We start from the raw sequence: 25,743 nt of genomic DNA on the forward strand, positions 1-25,743 counted from the left end.
CGCCGCGGCGGGTGACGTCGATGCGCGCGGCGCCCTGCGGGCATCGGGCCCCTCTGGTTAGCTGGCCTCATGCTGCGCGTGCGACTTCTGGAGTGCCTGGCCGCCGACCAGGCCCGGCTGCGACAGGTGGCGTCCGCCGATCTGGCCGCCACGGTGCCGAGCTGTCCGGACTGGACCGTCGCCGACCTGGTCCGGCACGTCGCCCTGGTCTACCTGCACAAGGTGGAGTGCATGCGGACCGGCCGGATTCCGTCGTCGTGGCCGCCGGACCTGTCCGGCGAGGAGCCGCTGGCGCTGCTCGACCGGGCCTGTCTCGCGCTGCGCGCCGAGTTCGACAGCCGGGACCCGGCCGCGCTCGCCCCCACCTGGTACGACCCGGACCAGACCGTCGGCTTCTGGCTGCGGCGGATGGCGCAGGAGACGGTCATCCACCGGGTGGACGCGGAGCTGGCGACCGCCCAGCCCGTGACGGAGATCCCCGGTGACCTCGCCGCCGACGGCATCGACGAGGTGCTGCGGCTCTTCCTGGGATACGGCACCCGGCGGTGGCCCGAGGAGTTCACCGACGTTCTCCCCGATCCCGCCGTCCAGGTCCGGGCCACCGCCGGCCCGGCGAGCTGGCTGGTCCGGCTCGGTCCGGAGGGTGCGACGGTCGCGTCCGGCCGAGCGGCGTCCGGCCGGCTCCCGACGCCGCGGTACGCCGCCCCGGACCAGGCACCGGTCATGCGGTCGACAGGTGTCGGCGGCGACCGCTCGGCGGCGACCGCCGACGAGGCGTCCGGGACGGGGGACGAGCCGCCGACCGAGGTCGAGCCGGCGGCGACGGTCAGCGCGAGTGCGGACCGGCTGCTGCTCTGGCTCTGGCGGCGCTCCGCCGCCGACGCCGTCAGCTGGGCTGGCGACCGGGCGGCGGTCGACCGGCTGCGCCTGGCCCTTGCCCCGGCTACCCGATGAATGCTCCTGATTGCAAAACCGGTGGCGGGCCCGGTTGACGCCGGTTAGCGTCGGAGGACATGGCCATCGTGCATGCTTTCGCGCTGCCGCTGGCCCTTCTTGCCGTAGCCTGCCTGCCGGTCGCCGTGGCCGCCCTGATCTGCGCCGACGAGCTGATCGGCAACTTCGTCCGCTGGTCCGTCGACCGCCGGGACAGCCGCCGGTCACGCCAGACGCTGAGCCGCCTAGACCGGGCGTTCGAAGTGGACGTGCCCGCCCGGGAGGTCGAGATCACCGAGTTCGACCAGCCGGGCCATCCGGCGATCGAGCGGATCGCCGCCGACCTGCGCCGGCTGGGCGACCAGCGGCTCGGCCTCGCCGGGCGGTCCCGGCTCTGGCAGGACGCGGTGCTGGAGGCGTACGACGACCGGCTGCGCCTGGCCAGCCGATGCCTGGGTGTGCCGGAACACCTCGCCGATCTCGACGGGATGGACCTGGAGATCGAGCGGGTACGCGTCGAGGGCGAGTTGCAGGCCGCCGGTCTGGTCCTGCCGTCCCCGCACGCCGGGCCGCGCCAGAGCAGCGGTTGAGCCGCCGACCGGCGTCCCGATGCCCGGAGCGGGGTTGAGATGCGGCTCTTCGTGGCCGTCTACCCGCCGCCCGAGGCACTGGACGACATCGTCGCGCAGACCCGCCGGCTCCGGATCGGGGCGGCGGCCGACGCCGGGATCAACGTACGGCTGGCCGCCCGGTCGAACCTGCACGTGACGGTCGCGTTTCTCGGTGAGGTGCCGGACGACCGGCTCCCGGCCGTGGCGGAGGCGCTTTCCCGGGCCGTCGCGCTGTGGCACCACCCACCGGTCCGGCGCCGCCGCTCGGCCGAACGCCGGCCTGCTCCGGTCGAGCGGGTCGGGGAGCCGCAGTGCGCGCGGCAGCGGGCGCCTCGGCTTCAGTTCGGCGGTGGTGGGCGGTTCGGGCGGGGACGGTTCACCGTGCTCTGGGTGGGGCTGCTCGGCGAGGTCGACGCCCTGCGCCGGCTGGCCGCGGCGGTCCGCCGGGAGCTGCGCCGGTCCAAGGTCCCGTTCGACGTCCGACCGCTGCGACCGCACCTGACCCTGGCCCGCCCCGGCGACCGGCTGGACCGGGACAGTCTCGACGAGGACCTGCGCACCCTCGACGGGTACCTCGGACCGTCCTGGCCGGCGACCGAGTTGGTGCTGGTACGCAGCCACCTCGGCCCCCGGCCGACGTACGACCGGCTCGCGACCTGGCCGTTGTAGCGACCCTGTCCGGAGGAGGCCGAGCCGGGCCAGCCCCGGGAGCGAGTGGATCGACAGGCAGGCCCGGCGGGCGGTCAGGACGTTTCGCGGGCGGCGGGGCCGCTGCCGAAAAGGACGTCGTCCCAGCTCGGCAGGCGCTTGCGCGGCTTGCCGGAGGCGTCACCGGACTCGCCGGAGCCGGCCGCGGCGGCGCGGCGCGGCCGGAGCACCGCCAGCGACGGCACCGCCGGGACCTCCTTCGGGGCGTCGGCGTCGTCGTCGAACGCGGAACCGGAGCCGCCGCCGAGCAGCGCGGCGGCACCGCCGGAGACCGGACGCTGTCGGGGCGCGTCCGGCGACGCCATCGACGCGGCCGGGTCGAGGCCGCGACCGGCGGTCGAGCCGAGTGGCCGGTCGAGCCCGGCGAGCAACGCGTCCCGGCCGGCCCGGATCGGATCGCGGCCGGGCCGGGCGTGGTCGCTGGCTGCCGCCGGCAGGCCGTGCCCGCCACGACTCGGCTCCACCCGGGACGGACCGGGCAGGGCGTGGCCGCCGCGTTCCGGCGCGGGCTCCTGGCCGAGCAGCGGTGCGGGGCGCTCGGCGCAGAGGTACTGCGCCATGTCGTCGTGCGGGGTCACCGCCTGGCGGGCCTTGTCGAGATCCCAGATCGCCTGGGCGGTCGCCTTGCCCGAGGGCCAGGTCGCGATGATCCGCCAGGTGCCGTCGTCGCGCCGGTAGGCGTCCCAGGAGATCTTCTCGGTGTCGATCCCGTGCTGGGAGAGCCGGCCGTCGACGATCTCGGCGAGCGGCGCCTGGTTCTCCGCGTTCTTCAGCCGGGTCCGCCGGGCGTGCTGGGCGAGCATCGCCCGCTCCTGGAGCACCGGCCCGGCGTAGCGCAGCACCCGGTCGACCGGAACCCCGGCGATCCGGGCCACGTCCTCGGCGGACTCACCGGAGCGGATCCGGGCCTGGATGTCCCGTGGCGACAGCGAGGGCGCCGGCTCGGTGCCGGAACCGGCCGCGACCAGTGGTGCGCTGCCGGGCTCGCTGTGCAGGACGGTCGCGACCCGCTCGTCGATCGGCAGCGCGAGAAGACGGCCCACCTCGTCGGTGAGCACCATAGCTTGGCCGTCCTCGGAGAGGGCGACGAAGCGTACTGGCCGCATCGCGTTGCCTCCGTCCCGCCTCGCTGGCCCCACGCCACAGGTCAGACACCCGGGCGTCCTCGTCACACGGTACGCTGCTCCGTCACCCGTTGGGGAGAGGCGCGCCCGCATGTCGCGGGTGAGCTGCACGAATTGATCACTCGGGTCGGGCGGCCCGGTCGACCGGCCCGACCCGAGGGACGGTACGGCTCAGAGCCGGTCGACCACGTAGTCGACGCAGGTGGTCAGGGCCTCCACGTCGCTGGGCTCGACGGCCGGGAAGAGCGCGATCCGGAGCTGGTTGCGGCCGAGCTTGCGGTACGGCTCGGTGTCGACGATCCCGTTCGCCCGCAGCGCCTTGGTGATCGCGGTCGCGTCGACACCGTCGGCGAAGTCGACCGTGGCCACCACGTTGGAGCGCAGTGCCGGATCGGTCACGAAGGGTGTCGCCACGGTGGAGCGCTCGGCCCAGCCGTACAGGATGGCGGCGCTCTCGGCGGTGCGCTTGGTCGCCCAGGCGAGTCCGCCCTGCGCGTTCATCCAGTCGGTCTGCTCGGCGGCCATGAAGATCGTCGCCAGTGCCGGAGTGTTGTACGTCTGCTCCAGCCGCGAGTTGTCGATCGCGGTGACCAGGTCGAGGAAGGCCGGGATGTAGCGCCCCGAGGACCTGATCTCGGTGGCCCGGGCCAGCGCGGCCGGCGACATCAGGGCGAGGAAGATCCCGCCGTCGGAGCCGAAGCACTTCTGCGGGGCGAAGTAGTAGACGTCGGTCTCCCGGACGTCCACCTCCAGGCCACCCGCGCCGGACGTCGCGTCGACCAGCAGCAGCGCGTCGTCGTCGGCGCCGGACACCCGGCGGATCGGCACCGCCACACCCGTCGAGGTCTCGTTCTGCGGGGTGGCGTAGACGTCGACGCCGGCCTCGGCGACCAGCGACGGTGCGCTGCCCGGATCGGACTTGCGCACGGTCGGCTCGCCCAGGAACGGCGCGTCCTTCACCGACTTGGCGAACTTGGCGCCGAACTCGCCGAAGCTGGCGAACTGTGCCCGGTCCCGGACCAGCCCGAAGGTGGCCACCTCCCAGAAGGCGGTGGTGCCGCCGTTGCCGAGTACGACCTCGTAGCCCTCGGGCAGGGAGAAGAACTCGGCCATGCCGCGACGCAGCCGGGCGACCTGGTCGCGTACGGTCTTCTGCCGGTGCGAGGTGCCGAGGTACGTCGTGGCGACCTCGGCCAGCGCGGAGACCGCCGCCGGACGCACCTTGGACGGGCCGCAGCCGAACCGGCCGTCAGCGGGTTTGATCTCGTCGGGAATCCGAATGGTCGATACGTCAGCCACGGTTACGAAGATCCTTCCGATGGGCCGAGGCGGCCCGGGAGCCGATGGGCCTGGAGGCCCAGAGCCGATGGGCCTGGGGGCCCGGGAGCCGAGCGGTTGGTCCGGCGACGCTGCCGTTGCCCAATCCTCGCACCTGCGCCGCGCGGTCCGGGGGACGATCCCACGGCGGCGGCTGAGTTCTGCCCCACATCCGCACCGGCCGGTTCGCCCGAAGCGAACGAGGGCTCCCGCCCGGCCGCGCCACGCGCCGGGAGGGAGCCCTTTCCGCAGCTCAGACGTTGTGTCGAACGGCCTCCCAGCCCTCCACCTCGGCGGGCTTGCGCGGCCCCGGGCCGGTGTACCGGGCGGCCGGCCGGACCAGTCGCTTCAGCTTCTTCTGCTCCAGGATGTGCGCGCTCCAGCCGCCCATCCGGGCACAGGTGAACATCGAGGTGAACATGTGCGCCGGTACCTCGGCGAAGTCGAGCACCACGGCCGACCAGAACTCGACGTTGGTGGCCAGTACCCGGTCCGGCTTGCGGGCGTGCAGCTCCGTCAGTGCGGCCTTCTCCAGCGCCTCGGCGATCTCGAAGCGGGGTGCGCCCAGCTCCTTGGCGGTACGCCGGAGCACCCGCGCCCGCGGGTCCTCGGCCCGGTAGATCCGGTGCCCGAAGCCCATCAGCCGCTCGCCCCGGTCGAGTACGCCCTTGACGTACCCCTCGGCGTCGCCGCTGCGCTCCACCGCCTCGATCATGTGCAGTACCCGGGACGGTGCACCGCCGTGCAGCGGGCCGGAGAGCGCGCCGATCCCCGACGAGATGCAGGCGGCGGCGTCGGCACCGGTCGAGGCGACGATCCGGGCGGTGAAGGTGGAGGCGTTCAGGCCGTGTTCGGCGGCGGAGATGAAGTAGGCGTCGACGGCCTTGACGTGTCGCGGGTCGGGCTCGCCGCGCCAGCGTTTCATGAACCGCTCGACGATGGTCTCCGCCTTGTCGATCTCCTTCTGCGGTACCGCAGGCAGGCCGAGCCCGCGCGCCGACTGGGCGACGAAGGAGAGCGCGGTCACCGAGACCCGGGCCAGGTCCTCGCGGGCCTGCTCGTCGGAGATGTCGAGGAACTGGGACAGCCCCCAGTACGGTGCCAGCATCGCCACCGCGGACTGCACGTCGACGCGGATGTCGCCGGAGTGCACCGGCACCGGGAACGGTTCGGCCGGGGGGAGGCCGGGACCGAACCGGCCGTCCACGAGCAGGGCCCAGACGTTGCCGAAGGAGACCTGGCCGATCAGGTCCTCGATGTCGACTCCGCGATAGCGCAGCGACCCCCCTTCCTTGTCGGGCTCGGCGATGGCGGTCTCGAAGGCGATCACGCCTTCCAGCCCCGGTTTGAAGTCGGACATGCGCGCTCCTGGATCGGTCGTCCGTGCATTCAGGGCCCGCCCGGCGGTACCCGGGGCGATCCCTTCGGAACTCAGCGATGTATTCGTGCCATCTTGCCCCTGGGTAACTAACTTTGCGAGAGGTCACGGCTGTGCTACGCGCGACACGGGCGGCGCGGACGCGCTCGCCCCGGGCCGCCCGCCGGCCGACCGGGTCGGCGCGGGTCCCGGCTCACCGACGGACGGACAAGGATGTGACGTGATGCGGGACACACCCCCGGCCGGGCTGCGCCGGGAGTACGGGTCGGCCGACGGGCTCGCCGAGGCGGACCTGGCACCCGACTGGTGGACGCAGTTCCACCGCTGGTTCCTCGACGCGGTCGCGGCCGGGCTCCCCGAGCCGAACGCGATGGTGGTGGCCACCGCCGACGCGCGGGGGCGGCCGAGCAGCCGGACCGTGCTGCTGAAGGGGTACGACGAGCGCGGGTTGGTCTTCTACACCAACTACGAGTCGCGCAAGGGCGTCGAGGCGCGGGTCAACCCGTACGCCAGCCTGCTGCTGCCGTGGTTCCCGATGCAGCGCCAGGTGGTGATCTGCGGCACGATCGGGCCGGTGGACCGGGCCGAGACGGAGGCGTACTTCGACACCCGCCCGCGCGGGTCGCAGCTCGGGGCCTGGGCGAGCCCGCAGTCGGCGGTGCTTCCCGACCGGGCCGGGCTCGACGACCGGTTCCGGGCGGCCGTCGAGCGGTTCCCCGAGGGTGTACCGGTGCCGCCGCCACCGCACTGGGGCGGCCTGCGGGTGGTGCCGACGACGGTGGAGTTCTGGCAGGGCCGGGCCAGCCGGCTGCACGATCGACTGCGCTACCGTCGCACCGGTGCGGACAACTGGATCGTTGAGCGGCTGGCGCCTTGACCGGTGCTGACCCCGGCACCGGTCGGGTCGGCGGTGACCCGACGTCGAACACCGGTTCCCCCGTACCCCCGGACGGGACCGCCGCCCGGACCGCCGCCGGGACCGCGGGTCGGTTCTCCCGGTGGGCGATGGACGTCCGCCCGCTGCGGGTGCCGGCGTACCGGCGGCTCTGGATCGGCAACGGCGTGTCGATGTTCGGGTTCCAGCTCACCGCGGTCGCCGTACCGGTGGAGATGTTCGCGCTGACCCAGAAGTCCCTCTGGGTCGGTCTGCTGGGCATCGCCGGGTTCGTCCCGCTGCTGCTCTTCGGCCTCTGGGGCGGTGCGGTCGCGGACGCGGTGGACCGCCGCAAGCTGCTGCTGGCCAGCTCGGTGCTGATGTGGCTCTCCACCGGTGGCCTGCTGCTCCAGGCGCTCTTCCGGGTCGGCAGCCCGGTCCTGCTGCTGGCGTTGGTCGGGGTGCAGACGACCGCGTTCGCGATAAGTTCACCCGCCCGGCAGGCGATCATCGCCCGGTTGGTCCCCGCCGCCCTGGTGCCGTCCGCGAACACGCTCGGCTACACCACCTCCACCGCCGGTGGCGTACTCGGTCCGCTCGCCGCCGGCCTGGTCTTCTCGGCCGGGCCGGTCGAGGCGGTGCTGCCGGTGGCGTACGGGGTGGACGCACTGCTCTTCACCGTCTCGCTCTGGGCCACCTACCGGCTGCCCCCGATGCCGCCGCTGGACGACGGCGGGTCGCCCCGGCGGGTCGGCCTGGCCAGCGTGGTGGACGGGTTCCGGTACCTGGCCACCACTCCGGTGCTGCTGCTCTCGTTCGCCGTCGACATCATCGCGATGGTGCTGGCGATGCCCCGGGCGCTCTTTCCCGAGGTGGCACAGGAGCGGTTCGGCGGTGGTTCGGCGGTCGGCTGGCTGTTCAGCGCGATCGCGATCGGGTCGGTGCTCGGCGGACTCACCTCGGGCTGGATCAGCCGGGTCCGCCGGCAGGGCCTGGCCCTGGTCTGCGCCGTGGTCGGCTGGGGGGTGGCGATCGCCGTCGCCGGGCTGGCCCGGCAGCTCTGGCTGGCGGTGCTGCTGCTCGCGGTGGCCGGGGCTGCCGACCTGGTCAGCGCGGTGTTCCGGCAGTCGATGTTGCAGGTCTACGCCCCCGACCGGCTGCGCGGCCGGTTGCAGGGCGTGAACATCACGGTGGTGGCCGGTGGACCCCGGCTGGGCGACCTGCGCGCCGGCACCACCGCCGCCGCCTTCGGGGTGGGCTTCGCCTGGGTCGGCGGCGGGGTGGTCGCGGCCGTACTCGCGCTGCTGCTGGGAATCCTCTTCCCGGCGCTGGTGCGCTACCGGGCGCCGCACCCCGACGACGAGGATGCCGGGCCGGTGCGGCGGGAGGCGCGGCCGGGCCAGCCCACCGGTAGCGGGCCGGGCGGCGCGGCGGTCGGTTCCGAGGTGGTCGGTTCCGAGGTGGTCGGTTCCGAGGCGGGGAGCGGCGCGGCGGTCGGTTCCGGGGCGGCCGGTTCCGGGACGGGGAGCGGCGCGGCGTCCGGCCACCCGGGCGCCGCCGCCGGGTAACGGCTATCGTCCCGGCATGGACAACGTCACAACGACGGCCCGGTCGCTCTCCGGTGCACAGTGGACGATTTCTGCCGCCGGCCAGGAGGCCGTGGTGGTCGAGGTCGGTGGGGGGCTGCGGGCGTACCGGGCCAACGGCGTCGACTATCTCGACGGGTACGCGGAGGACGAGCTGCCGCCGGGCAGCGCCGGTCAGGTGCTGGCCCCGTGGCCGAACCGGATCCGCGACGGCCGGTACACCTTCGCCGGCCAGGAGTTGCAGCTTCCGCTGACCGAGCCGCAGCGGCACACCGCGATACACGGCCTGGTCAACTGGCTGCCGTGGCGGCTGGTCGAGCAGTCCCCGGAGGCGGTGGTGGTGAGCTGCGAGATGCCGGCCCAGATCGGCTATCCGTGGCCGCTGTCGCTGCGCGCGCAGTGGCAGATCGGTGCCGACGGGCTGCGGGTACGCCACGAGGCGACCAACGTCGGCACGGTGCCCTGCCCGTTCGGCTTCTCGGTGCACCCTTACCTGCGGCTGCCCGGGGTCGCCGTCGACGACATGCGGCTGCGGTTACCGGGCCGCAGCCGGCTGCTGCTGGACGGCCGGCTGCTGCCGATCGGGGCGGCAAAGGTGACCGGCGGGGAGTACGACTTCACCGAGCCGCGCCGGATCGGGCCGGCCGTGCTCGACCTGGCCTTCGGGGACCTCGACCCGGCACTGATGCACGAGTGGGGGTCCAGCGTCACCCTCTCCGGCCCGGACTCCACGGCGGTGAGCATCTGGGCCGATCGGTCGTTCGGCTGGTGGCAGGTCTTCACCGGGGACACCCTGGTCGGGGAGCGTTACCGGCGGTCGGTCGCGGTGGAGCCGATGACCTGCCCGCCGGACGCGTTCCGCTCCGGGCGGGACGTGATCGTCCTCGAACCGGGGCAGACCTGGCAGGGGAGCTGGGGCATCCGGCCCGGCACCTGACACGACAGGGGGCGGGCGATGGAGTTTTCGACGGTGGTCCGGCGGCGACGGATGGTGCGCAACTACGACCCGGACCGGCCGGTGCCGCCGGAGCTGGTGGATCGGCTGCTGGAGCACGCCGTCCGGGCCCCGTCCGCCGGGTTCGCCCAGGGCTGGGCGTTCCTGGTGCTGACCGAGCCGGCGGACCGCGAGCTGTTCTGGGCGGCGACCACCCCGCCCCGGGCTGAGGTGTCCGGAGGGGGCCCTTCAGCTACCGGGAACGACAAGCGGGGGCCCGTCCGCAACCGGTGGCTGACCGGGATGCGGCGGGCGCCGCTGATCGTCGTACCGTTGGCGAACCGCTCCGCCTACCTCGACCGGTACGCCGAGCCGGACAAGGGGTGGACGGATCGCGACGAGTCCCGCTGGCCGGTGCCGTACTGGTACGTCGACGCCGGGTTCGCCGCCCTGCTGATGCTGTTGACCGCGGTGGACTCCGGGCTCGGGGCGTGCTTCTTCGGCATCCCGCCGGAACGGACCGGGTCGTTCCGGGAGGCGTTCGGGGTGCCGGACACCTTCACCCCGATCGGCGCGCTCAGCATCGGTTATCCGGCGCCGGATCATCGATCATCGTCGTTGCGTCGTGGTCGCCGGCCGCTGGCGCAGGTGGTGCACCGGGGACGGTGGGGCTGACACCGCTACCCACGCTGGTCCACGATGTCACCGGGAGGCAGTAACGAAACTGACATCCGTGGACAAACCACGGGCTAGTCGGAGGTCGTTAGGCTGACGGACGTCATTGGTACGGTGCGGCGCGCGAAACGGGCGGGCCGCCGGAGTAGCGGCAAGGGGTCGGGCCAGCACGGCCATGGGGAGGGGAGCGTGCCGTCGTGATCTTCAAAGCGGTTCGGGACGGGCGTCCCTACCCGGACCACGGGCTCACCTTGAAGCAGTGGGCAGAGATCCCGCCACGCCCGCTGCGCCTCGACCAACTCATCACGACCAAGCGGGAACTCGCACTGGACAAGCTGCTCGCCGAGGACTCCACCTTCTACGGCGACCTCTTCCCGCACGTCGTGCAGTGGGGCGGTGGCCTCTACCTGGAGGACGGACTGCACCGGGCACTGCGCGCCGCACTCCAGCAGCGCAACCAGATCCACGCCCGGGTCCTGGTGCTGCCGGCCTCCTGATCCGGGTGGGCCGCGCTGACTAGGGTGGCGGTCATGACCGAGGCGACCTCCGGGACATCCCCGCTCGACCTGCTCGACCTGGACGGTTCGTTGACCGAGGAGGACCGGCAGATCCGGTCCGTGGTGGAGCGGCTCGTGGCGAGCCGGGTACGCCCGCACGTCGCCGGATGGTACGAGACCGGCCAGGCCCCGGTGCGCGAGTTGGCGGTCGAGTTCGGTCGGGTCGGCCTGCTCGGCATGCACCTGACCGGGTACGGCTGCGCCGGCGCCTCGGCCGTCGCGTACGGGCTGGCCTGCCTGGAGCTGGAGGCCGGCGACTCCGGCGTACGGTCGCTGGTCTCGGTGCAGGGATCGCTGGCCATGTACGCCATCTGGCGGTACGGATCAGCGGAGCAGAAGCAGCACTGGCTGCCCCGGATGGCGACCGGCGAGCTGATCGGCTGCTTCGGGTTGACCGAGCCGGACCACGGCTCCGATCCCGCATCGATGACGACCCGGGCCCGCCGGGACGGCTCCGACTGGGTGCTCACCGGCGGCAAGATGTGGATCACCAATGCGCCGGTCGCCGACCTCGCCGTCGTCTGGGCGCGCACCGACGAGGGGGTGCGCGGCTTCGTCGTACCCATGGCGACGCCCGGGGTGACGGCCCGGGAGATCCGGCACAAGATGTCGCTGCGCGCCTCCTCGACCGGGGAGATCCTGCTCGACGAGGTCCGGTTGCCGGCGGACGCCCTGCTGCCGGAGGCGGCCGGGCTGCGGGCCCCGCTGGGCTGCCTGACCGAGGCGCGGTACGGCATCGTCTGGGGTTCGCTCGGCGCGGCCCGGGACTGCCTGCACGCCGCGCTCGACTACGCCACCGGCCGGGAGCAGTTCGGCCGGCCGATCGCCGGCTTCCAACTCACCCAGGCCAAGCTGGCCGACATGGCGGTCGAGTTGCAGAAGGGCTATCTGCTGGCGCTGCACCTCGGCCGGCTGGCCGACGCCGGGCGGCTGCGACCGGAGCAGGTCAGCGTCGGCAAGCTGAACAACGTCCGGGAGGCGATCGCGATCGCCCGACAGTGCCGGACCATCCTCGGCGCCAACGGCATCAGCGGGGAGTACCCGGTGCTCCGGCACGCCAACAACCTGGAGAGCGTGCTGACCTACGAGGGGACCTCCGAGATCCACCAGTTGGTGATCGGGCAGCGGCTCACCGGGCTCTCCGCGTTCGGCGGCTAGCCCGGCGAGCGCACTGCCGGCCGTGGTCGTCGTGGCGGCGTCCGGGTCAGACCACCTTGCGGGCGGTGCGGAGCGCGGTGGCCAGCGTCTCCAGGGCGGCGGCGCTGCCGGCGTACGAGAACCGGGGCTCGCTGTTCCAGCCGACGACCTGGTTGGCCCTGACCGCCGGGAGCTGCTGCCAGGTGGGCTTGCCGGTCAGGTCCTTCGGCTGCAGCGTGGAGCTGCGGTTGTCCAGCAGCAGCAGGTCGGCCGGGTACTTGTCGGCGTTCTCCCAGCTCAGGCTCTCGAAATAGCCGCCGTCGTCGAGCTTGCCCGGCACGGTGATGTCCACGCCCAGCGACTTGTAGTAGTTGATGTCGGAGTTGACGCCCGGGTTGGAGGCGTAGAACAGATCCTCGGCGGCGGAGCAGGCGAGCACCCGGATCCCGGGGTTGGCGGCGAGGGCCTCCCTGATGCTGACGGCGGCGGCCTCGAACCGGGCCTTGGCCTCGGTGACCTTCGGCGCGTTCAGGTCGGCGCCGAGCGCGGCGGCGAGATCGGCGTGCCGGCCGATCACCTTGTCCAGCGGGGTCCGGGAGGCGACCAGCGCCACGGTCGGCGCCAGCGGGACGATCTGGTCCTTGCTCTCGTCCGGCACGTACCAGAGCGAGTTCTTCTCGTACTCGTGCGTGACCAGCAGTTCGGGCTTGCTCGCGGCGTACGCCTCGATGTTGAACTCGCCCCAGGTGTTGCCGATGACGGTCAGCTCGGCCACCGGCAGGTCGCCGGCCTGTACGTCCGGGCTGCCGTCGGCGCGCTTCGTCGGGCCGAAGACCCCGACGATCTGGTCGGTGACGCCGAAGTCGTAGAGCGCGGCGGCGGTGCCGACGAACGCGACGACCCGGTCGGGCCGGCTCGCGGCGGAGGCGGTCTGGCCCCGGTCGTCGGTGAAGCTCCACGCGCCACCGGCGCCGGTGTCCGTGCCCGGATCGTCGTCCTGCCCGCAGGCTCCGAGCAGGGCGGTGAGGCCGAGGGCGCCGGCCGCGCCGAGCAGGTTCCGGCGGCTGAACTGGCGAGGGTGCGGCATGTCGTGGTGCTCCTTGGCTGGGCGCTGCGCGCAGCGGAACTGTCGGTCCGGGCGGCCTGCGCTCGCCCGGTGGGTAGGTTAGCCTGACCTAAGTTGTGGTTGTCAAGTCGCGGGCATCCGACGGTCGGCGCAGCACGAAGGGCCCGTGACCTCCCGCAGCGCTTCCGGATTAGAGCCGGTGGTCCGGGGGTAGGCCGTCGCGTGGAGGCCGGAGGGATCGCCGCGCACGGGCTGCTGGCCGACGGCCGGAGCGCCGCGTTGGTCGACCGCTCCGGCTCGGTCAACTGGTGGTGCCCGGAGCGGTTCGACGCGCCCTCGGTATTCTGCCGGCTGCTGGACGTCGCCGGTGGGCACTGGTGGATCCGGCCGGCCGGGCGCTTCGAGGTGCGCCGCGAGTACCTGCCGGACACCCTGGTGCTGCGTACGGTGTTCCGGACCGAGCAGGGCGAGGTGTCGCTGACCGACGCACTGCTGCTGGAGCCGGGCGCCCGGGGACACGGGATCGGCTGTCGCTCCCCCGGAGTACTCGTCCGAATCGTGGAGGGGCTCTCCGGGATCGTTCCGATGGTGTTGTCGTACTCGCCCCGGTTCGAGTACGGCCGGCGGATCGCGTACCTGGTGTGGCGGGACGGGCGGCTGGTCGCGACCTCCGGGCCGACGACGTTGACGCTGACCGCCCCGATGCCGCTGGCGGTGCGGGGATCCGAGGCGACGGCCCGGTTCACCGTCGGCGCCGGACAGCGGGACACCTTCGTCCTCGCGTACCGGCCGACCTTCCACGAGGTGGCGTCGCACCAGGTCGACGCCGCCGACCCGCTCGGCGACACGGTCGCGGGCTGGCGGTCCTGGGCCGCCCACCACGACTACCAGGGCCGCTATCCGGAGCTGGTCCGGCGCAACGCCCTGGTGTTGCAGGGGCTCACCTACGCGCCGAGCGGCGCGGTGGTGGCCGCCGCGACCACCTCGCTGCCGGAGGCGCTCGGCGGTGACCGCAACTACGACTACCGGTACGCCTGGCTGCGCGACTTCAGCCTGACCCTGCGGGCACTCTGGGTCGCGGCCTGCCCGACCGAGGCGAACCGGCTCTTCGGCTGGGTCGCCTCGGCCGTCGGCCGGACCGACGGCGAGCCGGTGCCGATCATGTTCGGCGTGGAGGGGGAGCGGGACCTGACCGAGCGCCGGATCGAGACGCTGCGCGGGTACGCGGACAGCAGCCCGGTCTGGGTCGGCAACGAGGCGTGGCGGCAGCGCCAGCTCGACGTGCCGGGTGAGCTGCTGGACGCGGCCTGGCGGTTGCGCGACTATCTCGACCCGATGCGTGCGGAGGTCCGCGACCTGCTGCGCGACCTCGCCGACCAGACGGTGGCGAGGTGGCGGGAGCCGGACGCCGGGATCTGGGAGGCCCGGGACACCGAGCGGCACTACCTGTCGTCCAAGGTGGGGTGCTGGGTGGCGCTGGACCGGGCGATGCGGTTCGGTGACCGGCTGGGCGCCCCGGACGACCTGGCCCGCTGGGCGGCGGCCCGGGAGGAGATCCGGGAGACGGTACTCCGGGACGGCTGGAACGCCGAGGTCGGTGCTTACACTGGCGCCTTCGGCTCGGACCGGCTCGACGCCAGTGCGCTGCTCATGCCCATCGTCGGCTTCCTGCCCGCCACCGACGTCCGGATGCGGGCGACCATCCGGCTGATCGAGGAGCGACTCTCCCGGGGTGGCCTCGTCCGGCGCTGGGCGGGCGATCCGGCGGCGTTCACGATCTGCTCCTTCTGGCTGGTCCAGTGTCTGGTGCTGGCCGGCGAACGGGACCGGGCGGCGGCGATGTTCGAGAACGTGGCGGGCGTCGCCAACGACCTCGGGCTGCTCGCCGAGCAGGTCGACCCGCACACCGGGGAGCAACTCGGGAACTTTCCGCAGGCGTTCTCGCACGTCGGACTGATCGGTGCGGCCTGGGAACTCACCACCGCCCCGGCCGGGGCGGCACCGGCGGAGAGAGGAAGCTGATGTCCCTCTATCCACGCGCGATCGTTCCGATCGACCACATCGAACCCTGTCCCCGGCGCATCCGCGCCCTACTGAACGGCGAGTGGGTCCTCGACACGAACAGCGCCCGGTACGTCTGGGAATGGCAGCACTACCCGCACTACTACATCCCGCTCGCCGACGTCCGCGAGGACCTGCTGGTCGACGAGCACGACGTCCAGCAGTTCAGCGGGGGTGCCGCCCGGCAGTACGGCCTCCAGGTGGGTGACAGCTACCGGCCCGGCTCCGTCCGGGTGCACACCGAGAAGTCGGTCGAGGGGCTGGCCAACATGGTGCGCTTCGAGTGGGACGCCCTGGACACCTGGTTCGAGGAGGACGAGGAGGTCTACGTGCACCCGCGCGACCCGTACACCCGGATCGACGCGCTGCGGTCGACCCGGCGGGTCCGGGTGGAGATCGCCGGGCAGGTCCTGGCCGAGTCGCAGTCGCCGGTGCTGGTCTTCGAGACGGGCGTACCCACCCGTTACTACCTGAACCGCGCCGAGGTGGACCTCGGGCGGCTGATTCCCACCGAGACCGCGACCGTCTGCCCGTACAAGGGTCGGACCAGCAACTACTGGTCGGTCCGGGTCGGCGACACCACACACCAGGACGTGGCCTGGGCGTACGACTTTCCCAGCCAGCTGATCCAGCCGATCGCCGGGATGGTGGCGTTCTTCGACGAGAAGACGGACATCTTCGTCGACGGCGAGAAGATGCCCCGGCCGAACACCCGCTGGGCGGAGTAGGCCCGCTCCGGCCGGCCCGGCCGTGGGAAACCGGACCGGCCGGAGACCGGGTGGTGGTGGGATGGCTGCTGGTGGCGAGGCGGCCGGGAACGGGCACGGGCAGGACCCGTTCCCGACCGACCTCCTAGAAGCCGCGCCTGCCGTTGGAGCCGGAGGCGACGGCGAGTACCTGCTGGAGGCCCTGGTAGGCGGCCTTGGGCTGGAAGTTCTCGTCCAACGGGGTGGCCGAGCCCTGGCCGTCGAAGAAGCCGGGAACCCAGGAGTACTTGTCGGTGAAGCCCCACACGGTGAACATCACGCAGCGCGGGGTGAGCAGGCAGGCCTGGAGCAGGGTGTTGAAGCTACCGACCTGCCCGGCCTCCTTGTAGGTGTCGACCGGCAGGAAGAACCGCACGTCGACCTCGGTGAACGCGGTCTCCAGGCCGAGCTTGTCGAACCGGGCCAGGTTCTGCGGGGCGTCGATCGGCAGCGGGTACTGGAGGTCGAGGTGGCCCTGGAAGCCCATGCCGTGCAGCGGTACCCGCTGCTTGCGGAGCTGCTTGGCCAGCTCGTAGTAGGCGGTGCTCTTCGGGTTGATGTTGTCGATGGCGTAGTCGTTGAGGTAGAGCTTGGCCCGCGGGTCGGCCGCGTGCGCCCAGCGCAGCGCGTCGGCGATGTAGTTCGGGCCGAGGTGCTGGCGGAAGATGGTGTCCCGGAGCACCGGGGCGTCGCCGTCGGTGAACGCCTCGTTGACCACGTCCCAGGCCCGGACCTTGCCCCGGAAGTGCTTCACCACCGTGGTGATGTGGTTGCGCACGATGGTGCGCAGTTCGGCGGAGTCGATCGAGCCGTCTGCGACGCCGTCGGTCAGCCAGGTGGGGGCCTGGCTGTGCCAGAGCAGGGTGTGGCCGTGCACCTTCTGCCCGTTGCGCCGGGCGAACTCGACCAGCTCGTCGGCCGGGCCCCAGTTGTACTGGCCCCGGGTCGGCTCCAGCTCGGCCCACTTCATGACGTTCTCGGCGGTGACCGCGGAGAACTCCCGGGCTGCCCGCTCGCGGTACACGGCGTCGGACTCCAGGGCGGCCATGTCGATCGCGGTACCGACGCCCAGGCCGTGCTTCCTGGCCAGCACCCGCAGCGGCAGGTCCGTGGACGTCCGGCCGGGTCCGTGTGCGTGTGCGGCGGAGTTGCCGCCCTTGGCCTGTGCGACGGCGAGTGGCGCCTGGGCCGGGGCCGCGGTGGCGGTCGACGGCCCGACCGTGTAGATCACACCGACCGCGAGCACGCCGGCCAGAGCTATCCGAAGTTTTCTCATCGAAACAAGGCCTCCAGGATGTGGTTCGTCAGCCGCCGGCCGGGACCGGCGGGGATCGGCGCGCGGCGGACGGATGCACGTCGATCCCTACCGGAACGCCGGTCGGCCCCGGGTTTGCTGCCGAAACAACTGTCAGAGATCCGACACTTTGCAGCGGCGGTTCGATCTTCCTCAAGGGGGCCAGAGATGCTAATTGGACCGGAGGTGGTGCTCAGTCGACCTCCGCCATCGCCGCCACGAACTGCTCCGGGGTCAGTTCCGCCTGGAACAGCCGGCGCAGGTTGTCGAGGAGCGCCGTCGCGGCCGCCGGCTCCAGCGCCTGGTCCCAGGCCAGCCCGTACGACGGAGCCGCGGTGACCAGTTCGTGCACCGCGCTGCCGAACCCGGCGTGCTCGGTTCCCCGCAGCCGGTCGGCCGCGTCGGTCACCGGCGGCACCTCGCCGTCGGCGGCCAGCGCGTCCAGGTAGTCGTCCGAGGCGACGGTCCGGACGAACTCCAGCGCCGCCGACTGCCGGCTGCCGGCGACCACCGAGAAGTAGTGGGTCGGCACCCCGACCAGGTCGGCGGGGTTCCCGACCCCGCCGGCGACCGCCGGGAACGGCACGAAACCCAGCTCGCCCTCGGCGACGAACCTCGGGTTCCGGGCTAGCTGGGTCGGGTACTCCCAGGTCCCCATCAGCTGCATCGCGGCCCGGCCGCGGGCCAGCAGCCCGGGTGCGGCGCCGTCGTCGTAGCCGGTCGTGGCGAAGTCGGTACCGAAGGCGCCCCGCTGCGCGAGTGCCTGCGCCTCGCGCAGCGCCTGGATCACCGCCGGCTTCGACCAGGCGCCGGGGCGGCCGGCGACGATGTCAGCGGTGATGCCCGGGCCGCCGAGCCGCTCGGCGAGGTACATCACCCACATCAGCTCGGTCCAGCCCTGGGCGCCGCCGAGCGCGATCGGGGTGATCTTCCGGGCCTGGAACGTCTCCACCAGGGAGAGCAACTCGGCGTAGCTGCGTGGCGGCCGCACGCCGGCCTCTTCGAAGATGCCCTTGTGGTAGAAGAGCACCACCGGGTGGGTGCCGCCCATCGGGATGCCGTACTGCCGACCGTCCACCATGCCGCCGGCCAGCGCGCTGGGCAGGAACCGGTCGGCGACGGCGGGTTCGTTCCACATCGGGGTCAGGTCGACGAGCAGCCCGTCCCGGGCCAGCCCGGCCAGGGTCGCGCCACCCCAACTGGCGAAGACGTCCGGGCCGTCCGGCGAGCCGATTCCGCTGGCCAGCCTCTCCTTGTACTCCTCGTTGCCGAAGGTGGTCAGATCCACGTCGACCTCGGCGCCGCGGTTGTACCGATTCACCAACCTGCGCAGCGCGGGCTCGGTGCCCGGCTGGGTGATCGCCCAGACCCGGATCGTCCCCTGCGCCGCATCGTCGGCCGTCGGCACCGACGGCACCGCCCGGAGCAGTTGCGCGCCGGTCAGGGTCACGGCCATCACCAGCACCGCCACCGCCAGACTGGCCAACCCGGCCCGCTGCCGACGCCTGCGCCGGTAGCGCCGGCGGATCGCCGCGAGCGCACCGGGAGCGCTCGCCGGCAGGGCATCCTGGGCCTGGGTCAGGGTGACGGCCAGCTCCTCGGCCAGCCGCTGGTCCACCGGACCTTCCTCGTCAACCACGTCCGCTCCGAATCGTCGACTGTGCGGGCGCCAGGTGCGCCCGCAGCACGCGCTTGGCCCTCGCGTACCGGCTGGAAACCGTGCCCGGAGGCTCGTCGCAGATGCCGGCGATCTCGCTGAACGTGTACCGGTACAGCACGTGCAGCACCACGACCGTCCGTTCCGCCTTGCCGAGCTGCTGCAACGCCTGCCACAGCGCGCCGTTGCCCACCGCGGTCGCGGCCGGGTCGTCGGGCCGGTGCTCGATGTCGTCGGTCAGCACCTCCCGGCGCCACCGCCGCCACCGGCTCACGTTGCGGGTCACGATCACCTGTCTCGCGTATGCCTCGGGGTTCTGGCCGGCCTTCGGCCACCGCTGCCAGACCTCGACCACCGCGATCTGGGCCAGGTCGTCCGCCTCGGCCGCGCTGCCGCTGATCAGGTACGCGAACCGCCGCAAAGCGTCCAACCGCGCCCGAGCGAACTCCTCGGCGTCGCTGAACGCACCGTGGGCCATCAGGCTCCTCCTCCGCGTTCCTAACGCCGGCCGCCGTCGATTCGCTGCACCTCGAACCTATCGGTCGAGGTGTTTCAGATCACCCATCGAAGCGGTGGTCTGCCGCTCGGCCAGTTCGACGGCGTTGCGGAACAGCATCGCCACGGTGGTCGGGCCGACCCCGCCGACCCGGGGAGTGATCGCCCCGGCGACCGACGCGCACGACTCGTCGAGGTCGGGCAGCAGCCGCCGTCCCCGGTAGCGGACACCGCCGCCGATCGCGACCGCGCCGGGCCGCAGGTGCTCCGGCCGCACGATTCCGGGTACGCCCACCGCGGCGACCACGATGTCGGCCCGCCGGGTGTGCCGCTCCCAGCCGGGCACCCCACTGTGTACGACGGTCACCGCCGCGTCGGCGGTCGGTCGCTTCCGACCCAGCAGCAGGGAGAGCGGGCGGCCCAGGGTCGTACCGCGACCGAGGATCACCACGTCGCGACCGGCGACCGGGATCTCGTGGAAGGCGAGCAGCGCCTCGATTCCGGCCGGGGTGCACGGCACCGGGCCGGGCAGCCCGGCGGCGAGCCGGCCCAGGTTCTCGGGGTGCAGCCCGTCGACATCCTTGGCCGGGGTGATCGCGAGGACCGCCGCCGGATAGTCGAGGTGGGCCGGGGTGGGGTGCTGGACCAGGATGGCGTGCACCGTCGGGTCCTCGTTGAACTCGCGGATCGCCCGGAGCAGGTCGGCCTGGCTCGCGCTGCCGGGCAGGTGGACGTGGGGTGAGGCGAAGCCGAGGTCGGCGGCGCGCTGCTGCTTCATCCGGATGTAGCCGGCGCTGGCGGAGTCGTCGCCGACCAGGATCGTCGCCAGGCTCGGCGCGACACCGCTGCGGCGCAGTGCGGCGACCCGGACGGTCACGTCGGCGAAGACCGCCTCGGCGACGGGGGCGCCGGGCAGGAGCCGGGCGGTGTGGGTCGCGGCCTCGGTGCGGGTCTCGGACATGGGCACGGGGCTTCCTCTCGACGGGGAAAGCCCCGACACCCAGGCGTACGGCGACGGAGTCGAGTCCGGCGTCCGCTTCCCGGTGGTGCTCCACCCGACGCCAGTCACGGCCGCCGGGGGCAGCGTACCCGCGGGGAGCTCCGAGAACGTGGGTACTCAACGATCATGTGTCAGCCTGGCATGCGGGTCCGCGTCTACATCGACTACTGACAGCTCTGCCGCTCGGCCAGTTCGACGGCGTTGTGGAACAGCATCGCCACGGTGGTCGGGCCGACCCCGCCGACCCGGGGAGTGATCGCCCCGGCGACCGACCCGCACGACTCGTCGGCAGCGGCCGCCGTTCCAGCCGAACGACATCAGGGGTCGGAGGCAGCGCGGGTCAGGTGCGCCTTGCCGCAGGTCGCAACAGCACCAGTCCGGCGACTTGGACGAAGATCTCCCGCTTGTCAATCGCCATGCCGTCCCGGTCGAGCATGTAGCCGGCGATCCAGGCATACCCGTAGTAGGTCGCGCGGAAGTCCACCGCGACGACCCGCATTCTCAACTTCCGTTCTCCCCCGAACTGAACGCTGGCCGCTGCACCGACCCCGATCACGTCCCCGGGCACGGGCGCGCGGTTCATCGGACCCGCACCCAGCGGCCTTCATGCCACCGGTAGTCCTTGACCCGGCTGCGCCGCGCACTCCGGTACCACGCCTCCCCGTACTGACGACACGGCCAGTCGTCCCCGCACCGACAGAACCCTCGGTCGTGGAGATGTGACCACACCGGCCCGTGTCGCCTGCGTGCCCACAGCATGAACTCCCGCAAGCACCAGCGGATCAAGAACACGCCCGGACCTCCCGTCGGTCGGGAGCGCGGTGGCCGGGCCTTCGGGTTGGTCATCCGACCACCGCACCCGGCATCACCGTCCCACGCAAAAGAGCGATCCGCAATATGCGGATTACAAAAATGCGGATCGCATCTTGTGATCAGCACTCAGGTTTTCCGCATGGCAAGATGACGGCATGCGTCAACGCCAGAGCCCTACCGTCAGGCGGCGGCGCCTGGCGCTGACCCTGCGCCAGCTCCGCGAGCGGGCAGGGATCTCGTCATCAGAAGCCGCGAGGCGCGTTGATCACGACGCGAGTTGGCTCAGCCGGATCGAGACAGCCGAGGTCCGCCCACATCCGAACGACGTACGGGCGCTCCTGACGCTGTACGGCGTGGAGGGTGACCAGGCCGAAGCCGTGATCACGGTGGCCCGGCAAGCGAAGCAACGCGGTTGGTGGCAGCGGTACAGCGACGTCTTGCCGGACTGGTTCGCCGCATACGTCGGGATGGAGTCAGAGGCATCCGTCATTCGGACCTACGAGTGCCAGATGGTCCCCGGCCTGCTGCAGACCGAGGAGTATGCGCGGGCAGCATTCCAGGGCGCCCCCGTCCCGATGCAAGACGGCGAGGTGGAACGACAAGTCTCACTACGGATGGAGCGGCAAGCCATTCTGACGGGCGACGATCCACCGATGCTGCGGGTGGTCATCGACGAGGGTGCGGCTCGCCGGATGGTCGGCGGTCCCGAGGTACTGCAACGGCAGCTCAACCGGCTGGTCGAAGACTCGACCCGGAGCAACGTCCACATCCAGTTACTTCCCTACGCGGCCGGAGTGGGCTTCGACGGCAGCTTTGTGATCCTCGACTTCCCGCCGATGCCGGCCCCGTACCCGGACGCGGCCGAAGACCGGATGGTGTACGTCGACACTCTGACCGGAGCGCTGTACCTGGAACAGCCTGGGGAGGTTACGGCGTACGCCGCGGCACACGAGCAACTGCAAGCCCTTGCGCTGGCACCCAAGCCCACGCGAGATACGCTGCGTGCGATTGCGGCAGACCTGAGCACCTAGGAGGGCACGGCATGGCTCGCGTCATTTGGCGCAAGAGCACTAGGTCCGGCTCAAGCGGCAACTGCGTCGAGGTCGCCACAGCGCCCCGTGTGGTCATGGTCCGGGACAGCAAAGACCAGGGCGGCCCGGTGCTGACGTTCACCTCGGCCGCGTGGTGCGCGTTCATCGCCTCCACCGGAACAGTTCCGCAACAGCCTTGATGGTCTGGGCCGGTCCTTGGCGCCGCAGGGGCGGACAGTAGCCTCCTGAGCTGCGTGAACGTCCGGCCGATCCGGGTCGGTAAGGCTCGACTCGCGAGTGTCGCACCGGGGCCGTACCGTTTTCCTCAGATGCTCCTTTGGACAAGGACGGTGAGGGCCGATGTCCCGAGAAGGCGATGTCAACCAGCCCACGCGTGAGTTCCCCGGCTATGCGAAGGGGCAGGCCACGCCGCCCGGCCCGGCCGACCCCTGGGCCGACGGCACGACGCACGACGACACCCGGCCGTTCGACGCGGACGAGGCCCGACCGGAGCAGTCCGACCCGGAGCCGTCGGGCGGCAGCCGGTGGGGCCGTGGCGTGTTCGTCCTGGTCGGCATCATCGGCGTGGTCGCCGTGCTGGTGCTCGGCGTGCAGGTCAGCGGGATCCTGCCGGACTGGCGTAATCCGTTCGCCAAGGAGCAGACCGACCGCAGCCAGCCGCCGCTGCTGAAGTCGATCCAGGACCTCAGCCGGTTCGTCGCGGCGGAGGGCAACTTCGAGGTCGTCGTCGACCTGGAGAACGACCGGAAGTACGTCCCGGACTTCCTCCTCGGCGAGCGGACCCTCTTCGTCGGGGCCGGCACCGTCGACGCGTACGTCGACTTCGGAGCGCTCGGTGACGACGCGGTGGTGGTTTCCGAGGACCGGAAGTCGGTGGAGATCAAGCTGCCGGCACCGCAGCTCGGCGAGGTCAACCTCGACCTGGAGCGGAGCTACATCTTCGCCGAGGATCGCGGCATACTCAACCATCTCGGTGAGGTCTTCGGCGGCGACCCGAACCGGCAGCGGCAGGTCTATCTCAAGGCCGAGCAGAAGATCGGCGAGGCGGCCAAGAGCAGCGGGCTCGGCGAGCGCGCCCAGGAGAACACCCGGAAGATGCTGGACCAGATGCTCCGGTCACTCGGCTACGAGCAGGTGACCGTCACCTACGTCCAGCCGTAGACCGACGGGTGAGGTGCGCGGCCGTGTCGCTGGTCCACCGGCGGATCCGTGCCCCGTGCCGACGCCACCAGAGCCGGCACCAGAGGAGTTGGAAACCGACGACCACGAGGATCGTGGCGAGGGCATCGGCGATCTCCAGCCAGGCGCTGCCGGCGCTCAACGCATGGACAGCCTGCCAGATCAGATGGAGGGCAACCGGCAGACTCACGCCGACGGCGACGCCCAGGCATGCTGCCGTACCGACGACGAGCAGCACGGTGTAGCCGCGCACCGCACGACGCTCGCCGCGTGGCAGCTGCCGGCTCGGATCATCGATCGCCGCCGACCTTCGCCACAGCCTCCCGGCGAGGTACGTCGCGAAAGCGGAACCGTCTGCGTACAGGTTGCGCGAGCGAGTGAGGTCCTGCAGTACGAAATAGAGGTCGGTCCGCATGAATATCAGGAGTTGCGGGGCGAGCAGGAGAACCTCACTCAGCAGGACGATAGCGGAAATCCGGTGCACCGCCGTGGTTGGGTTCGCCACCACTACGACCAGCGTCGCGATCGATGCGATTGAGGCGTCGAGCGCCATACCTGCCAGGTAGACGGTCATCCGTTGCGTTCGATTCGCGGCCCAGATTCCGGTCACATCCGTCTGGGCGACGAGGAAATGGAGGCGTGTACTCAACCGAATCCGGCCCGGAACGCCGACGGCTCGCGCAGCGGCCAGGTGAGCCAACTCGTGAATGAAGATCAACGTCCAGAACAGGATGGCCTGCCCGAGGAGCACCAGGCTGCCGCTGGTGCTCCACACCATCACCTCGGGCGTTGGGAGCAGGTGAGGATGCGTGACCGCCGCGATCAGCCCTGCGGCGATCACGACGCCGACGATGACGCGTATCGCGCGGCCCTGCACCCACCGGGTGTGGGCTGGCCGCAGCCAGGGGAAGGTTGGCCGAATCGGCGGCAACGACGCCACCTCGCGCCCATCGATCGCGGCCACAAACCCTAGTTCGGCAAGCTCGGTGACGAAGTCCGCGACATCGATCTCGCCGAGTCCTTCCGCAACTAGGCGATCCTGACTCACCTCGACGCTGCAACCCTCGCGGAGGAGATCGATGGCGCGCACCCCGACGACGGGTAGGGCCACAAACTCCCCGATGTCGATCCGACCTACGACCCACTCGTCGCCATCGGGCCGGATATGCAGCTCATGGAGCCGTACCGCGGACGATCCCTCGATGATCATCGTGGTCATCCGCAGACGGGGCAGCCAGGTTGCCGGCCAGGGGACCCCGTCATGACCAGATGATCAGGCGCCACCAGGTTGACTCCGTAGACGCAGCCGGTCGGGAGCTCCGGCGCCCCGGTGAGGACCGCAATCACCGCGTGCCCGACGAGATGGCCCGAGATTCCCGCCGAGGCGGCCATCACGCCGGGGCCGCCCAACCCCAGCACGAAGTCCATCGACGCCTCGTCGCGCTCGGCCTGCGCACGTTGCCGTTCGCGCTCGGAGTTCACCAGGCACTCGTAACAGGCTCCGCCGCCGGGCGTGAAAGTACCGACCGTCACCAGCGGTCCGTTGTATCCGGCGCCGACCCAGGGAACGCCGGCAGCGGCGCAGGCACGGTTCGTCCACGCCCGGATCCCGTCGGCGCCCCGGGGCTCATCCGCGCACAGGGCCAGCACATCGCACCCGACCAGCAGCTTTGTCAGATCCTCTGGCGCTGTCACCCGCAACCGCTCGCCGGTCACCGCGATATCCGAGTTGAACCGGCGCAGGCGTTCCACCGCGACGTCGACCTTTGCCCGGCCGACGTCGCTCTCGGTGTACAGCATCTGCCGGTTGAGATTCGACAACTCGACGACGTCAGCGTCGACGCAATGGAGTCGTCCGACCCCGGAAGCCGCCAACGCCCACGCCGCGGTGGCACCGGTCCCGCCCAGGCCGAGTACCAGCACGCTGGCATCGCGCAGCCTCAGTTGAGCCTGCCAGCCATGGGCCTGCTGGCGCAGATCGACCCAGCGGAAGAATGCCTGGCTGCGGCTGTACCTCTCGCGTTCACGGGGGCTCAACGCGTCCGGTACGGCAGCAGCTGCGTCCTCCACGTACCCCGAGGCGATCAGCTGGTCTGTTACCGCCACGGCTTCCTGTGTAGACAGCCAAGGGTGTTGCTCGCACACATAGGCCGCTATCTCGTCCAGGCTACGGGTACCGTCCATAGCCTGCAGCGTGGCCCAGGCCACGCCGTCGGCGTCGGAGATCTCGGCCGCAATCCCGAATACTCCGCCCCCGATCCGGATCCGGCCATCGGCCAGTCGGTACGGCTCGTGCTCAGACTTCACCCGCGGCTTCTGCATGCGCCACCCGCATCCCTAACCGTCGGGCCGACGCCGCACACGTCGGCGCCGGCCCAGCCTTCGACCGGGCAACGGTCAGGCGCTCGCTCCGTTGCAGAGCACGGTCGTCTCGATCTTGTCGAGCTTCCGGATCTCTACCTTCCGCGGCTTGCGCGTCTCGCGCACCGGCACCTTGACTTCGTTCTTGGACATGAGTCTTACCACCTTCTCTCATCTGGTGGACT

The 25,743-nt window shown here is 71.6% G+C and carries 24 protein-coding genes, 2 pseudogenes and 1 riboswitch; of the genes and pseudogenes, 14 read left to right on the top strand and 12 right to left on the bottom strand.

Annotation, left to right across the window (positions count from 1 at the left end; translation table 11 throughout):
- Positions 1-78 precede the first annotated feature (78 nt).
- From EV371_RS09515 to EV371_RS09525, 3 genes are read left to right on the top strand one after another with little or no spacing between them, the layout of a single operon-like run.
- Positions 79-954 (top strand): maleylpyruvate isomerase N-terminal domain-containing protein, encoded by an 876-nt coding sequence (locus EV371_RS09515; RefSeq protein ID WP_207230446.1) that lies wholly within the window; start codon positions 79-81, stop codon positions 952-954.
- A 59-nt stretch (positions 955-1,013) separates the two neighbouring features.
- Entirely contained in the window at positions 1,014-1,523 is a 510-nt protein-coding gene (locus tag EV371_RS09520) for a hypothetical protein (protein WP_130461727.1), read from the top strand.
- A 39-nt stretch (positions 1,524-1,562) separates the two neighbouring features.
- The gene (locus EV371_RS09525) at positions 1,563-2,213 is read left to right on the top strand and encodes a 2'-5' RNA ligase family protein (RefSeq protein WP_130461728.1); all 651 of its coding nucleotides are present in this window, start codon (positions 1,563-1,565) and stop codon (positions 2,211-2,213) included.
- 74 nt (positions 2,214-2,287) lie between these two features.
- Here the strand turns inward: EV371_RS09525 and sepH are convergent, their stop codons facing one another.
- From sepH to EV371_RS09540, 3 genes are all read right to left on the bottom strand, one after another.
- Positions 2,288-3,358 carry a septation protein SepH gene (gene sepH, locus EV371_RS09530; RefSeq protein ID WP_130461729.1) on the bottom strand — a complete coding sequence of 357 codons (1,071 nt, stop codon included), beginning with the start codon at positions 3,356-3,358 and terminating at the stop codon, positions 2,288-2,290.
- Positions 3,359-3,547: 189 nt separating this feature from the next.
- A complete protein-coding gene (gene serC, locus EV371_RS09535; RefSeq protein ID WP_130461730.1) occupies positions 3,548-4,675 on the bottom strand; it encodes a phosphoserine transaminase in 1,128 nt (375 codons plus the stop codon).
- A 271-nt stretch (positions 4,676-4,946) separates the two neighbouring features.
- Positions 4,947-6,053 carry a citrate synthase gene (locus EV371_RS09540; protein WP_130461731.1) on the bottom strand — a complete coding sequence of 369 codons (1,107 nt, stop codon included), beginning with the start codon at positions 6,051-6,053 and terminating at the stop codon, positions 4,947-4,949.
- Positions 6,054-6,294: 241 nt separating this feature from the next.
- On the opposite strand from EV371_RS09540, the gene pdxH reads away from it, so the two are divergent.
- From pdxH to EV371_RS09570, 6 genes and pseudogenes are all read left to right on the top strand, one after another.
- Complete coding sequence (gene pdxH / locus EV371_RS09545) at positions 6,295-6,948, top strand: pyridoxamine 5'-phosphate oxidase (protein WP_130461732.1); 654 nt, start codon at positions 6,295-6,297, stop codon at positions 6,946-6,948.
- A 128-nt stretch (positions 6,949-7,076) separates the two neighbouring features.
- Positions 7,077-8,294, top strand: a pseudogene (locus EV371_RS09550) (MFS transporter); the annotation flags it as partial.
- A 235-nt stretch (positions 8,295-8,529) separates the two neighbouring features.
- A complete protein-coding gene (locus EV371_RS09555; protein ID WP_130461733.1) occupies positions 8,530-9,468 on the top strand; it encodes an aldose 1-epimerase family protein in 939 nt (312 codons plus the stop codon).
- Positions 9,469-9,486: 18 nt separating this feature from the next.
- On the top strand, positions 9,487-10,140 hold the full coding sequence (locus EV371_RS09560; RefSeq protein ID WP_130461734.1) for a nitroreductase family protein: 654 nt from the start codon (positions 9,487-9,489) through the stop codon (positions 10,138-10,140).
- Positions 10,141-10,337: 197 nt separating this feature from the next.
- Entirely contained in the window at positions 10,338-10,637 is a 300-nt protein-coding gene (locus EV371_RS09565) for a type II toxin-antitoxin system VapB family antitoxin (protein WP_130461735.1), read from the top strand.
- Positions 10,638-10,670: 33 nt separating this feature from the next.
- Entirely contained in the window at positions 10,671-11,855 is a 1,185-nt protein-coding gene (locus EV371_RS09570; RefSeq protein ID WP_130461736.1) for an acyl-CoA dehydrogenase family protein, read from the top strand.
- Positions 11,856-11,901: 46 nt separating this feature from the next.
- On the opposite strand, the gene EV371_RS09575 is transcribed toward EV371_RS09570, so the two are convergent.
- Complete coding sequence (locus tag EV371_RS09575) at positions 11,902-12,921, bottom strand: ABC transporter substrate-binding protein (RefSeq protein ID WP_130461737.1); 1,020 nt, start codon at positions 12,919-12,921, stop codon at positions 11,902-11,904.
- Between the two features lie 201 nt (positions 12,922-13,122).
- Between EV371_RS09575 and EV371_RS09580 the strand changes: the two genes are divergently transcribed.
- Both EV371_RS09580 and EV371_RS09585 read left to right on the top strand, forming a co-directional pair.
- Positions 13,123-14,922 carry a glycoside hydrolase family 15 protein gene (locus EV371_RS09580; RefSeq protein ID WP_130461738.1) on the top strand — a complete coding sequence of 600 codons (1,800 nt, stop codon included), beginning with the start codon at positions 13,123-13,125 and terminating at the stop codon, positions 14,920-14,922.
- Positions 14,922-15,689, top strand: a complete 768-nt coding sequence (locus EV371_RS09585) for a DUF427 domain-containing protein (RefSeq protein WP_130461739.1) — start codon at positions 14,922-14,924, stop codon at positions 15,687-15,689. The genes EV371_RS09580 and EV371_RS09585 overlap by 1 nt, the downstream gene beginning before the upstream one ends.
- A gap of 124 nt (positions 15,690-15,813) precedes the next feature.
- On the opposite strand, the gene EV371_RS09590 is transcribed toward EV371_RS09585, so the two are convergent.
- The 6 genes and pseudogenes from EV371_RS09590 to EV371_RS09615 form a co-directional block, all read right to left on the bottom strand.
- Positions 15,814-16,983 (bottom strand): glycoside hydrolase family 10 protein, encoded by a 1,170-nt coding sequence (locus tag EV371_RS09590; protein ID WP_130461740.1) that lies wholly within the window; start codon positions 16,981-16,983, stop codon positions 15,814-15,816.
- 211 nt (positions 16,984-17,194) lie between these two features.
- A complete protein-coding gene (locus tag EV371_RS09595) occupies positions 17,195-18,640 on the bottom strand; it encodes an extracellular solute-binding protein (RefSeq protein ID WP_130461741.1) in 1,446 nt (481 codons plus the stop codon).
- Positions 18,633-19,136 (bottom strand): sigma-70 family RNA polymerase sigma factor, encoded by a 504-nt coding sequence (locus tag EV371_RS09600; RefSeq protein WP_130461742.1) that lies wholly within the window; start codon positions 19,134-19,136, stop codon positions 18,633-18,635. The genes EV371_RS09595 and EV371_RS09600 overlap by 8 nt, the downstream gene beginning before the upstream one ends.
- A gap of 57 nt (positions 19,137-19,193) precedes the next feature.
- Positions 19,194-20,114 carry a tetrahydrofolate dehydrogenase/cyclohydrolase catalytic domain-containing protein gene (locus EV371_RS09605; RefSeq protein WP_130461743.1) on the bottom strand — a complete coding sequence of 307 codons (921 nt, stop codon included), beginning with the start codon at positions 20,112-20,114 and terminating at the stop codon, positions 19,194-19,196.
- A 30-nt stretch (positions 20,115-20,144) separates the two neighbouring features.
- Positions 20,145-20,232, bottom strand: a riboswitch (ZMP/ZTP riboswitch).
- A gap of 85 nt (positions 20,233-20,317) precedes the next feature.
- Positions 20,318-20,440 (bottom strand): annotated as a pseudogene (locus tag EV371_RS09610) (bifunctional 5,10-methylenetetrahydrofolate dehydrogenase/5,10-methenyltetrahydrofolate cyclohydrolase); the annotation flags it as partial.
- Positions 20,441-20,493: 53 nt separating this feature from the next.
- Positions 20,494-20,736, bottom strand: coding sequence for a hypothetical protein (locus EV371_RS09615; protein ID WP_130461744.1), 243 nt, complete (start codon positions 20,734-20,736; stop codon positions 20,494-20,496).
- A gap of 385 nt (positions 20,737-21,121) precedes the next feature.
- On the opposite strand from EV371_RS09615, the gene EV371_RS09620 reads away from it, so the two are divergent.
- The 3 genes from EV371_RS09620 (at position 21,122) to EV371_RS09630 (ending at position 23,179) form a co-directional block, all read left to right on the top strand.
- Positions 21,122-21,997 (top strand): Scr1 family TA system antitoxin-like transcriptional regulator, encoded by an 876-nt coding sequence (locus EV371_RS09620; RefSeq protein ID WP_130461745.1) that lies wholly within the window; start codon positions 21,122-21,124, stop codon positions 21,995-21,997.
- 11 nt (positions 21,998-22,008) lie between these two features.
- Positions 22,009-22,197 carry a DUF397 domain-containing protein gene (locus EV371_RS09625; RefSeq protein ID WP_130461746.1) on the top strand — a complete coding sequence of 63 codons (189 nt, stop codon included), beginning with the start codon at positions 22,009-22,011 and terminating at the stop codon, positions 22,195-22,197.
- Between the two features lie 160 nt (positions 22,198-22,357).
- Positions 22,358-23,179 (top strand): DUF4230 domain-containing protein, encoded by an 822-nt coding sequence (locus tag EV371_RS09630; protein ID WP_130461747.1) that lies wholly within the window; start codon positions 22,358-22,360, stop codon positions 23,177-23,179.
- Here the strand turns inward: EV371_RS09630 and EV371_RS09635 are convergent.
- On the bottom strand, positions 23,160-24,416 hold the full coding sequence (locus tag EV371_RS09635; RefSeq protein WP_130461748.1) for a hypothetical protein: 1,257 nt from the start codon (positions 24,414-24,416) through the stop codon (positions 23,160-23,162). The genes EV371_RS09630 and EV371_RS09635 overlap by 20 nt on opposite strands.
- Positions 24,413-25,519 (bottom strand): ThiF family adenylyltransferase, encoded by a 1,107-nt coding sequence (locus EV371_RS09640; protein ID WP_130461749.1) that lies wholly within the window; start codon positions 25,517-25,519, stop codon positions 24,413-24,415. The genes EV371_RS09635 and EV371_RS09640 overlap by 4 nt, the downstream gene beginning before the upstream one ends.
- Positions 25,520-25,743 lie beyond the last annotated feature (224 nt).

Source organism: Plantactinospora sp. CNZ321, assembly GCF_004217235.1.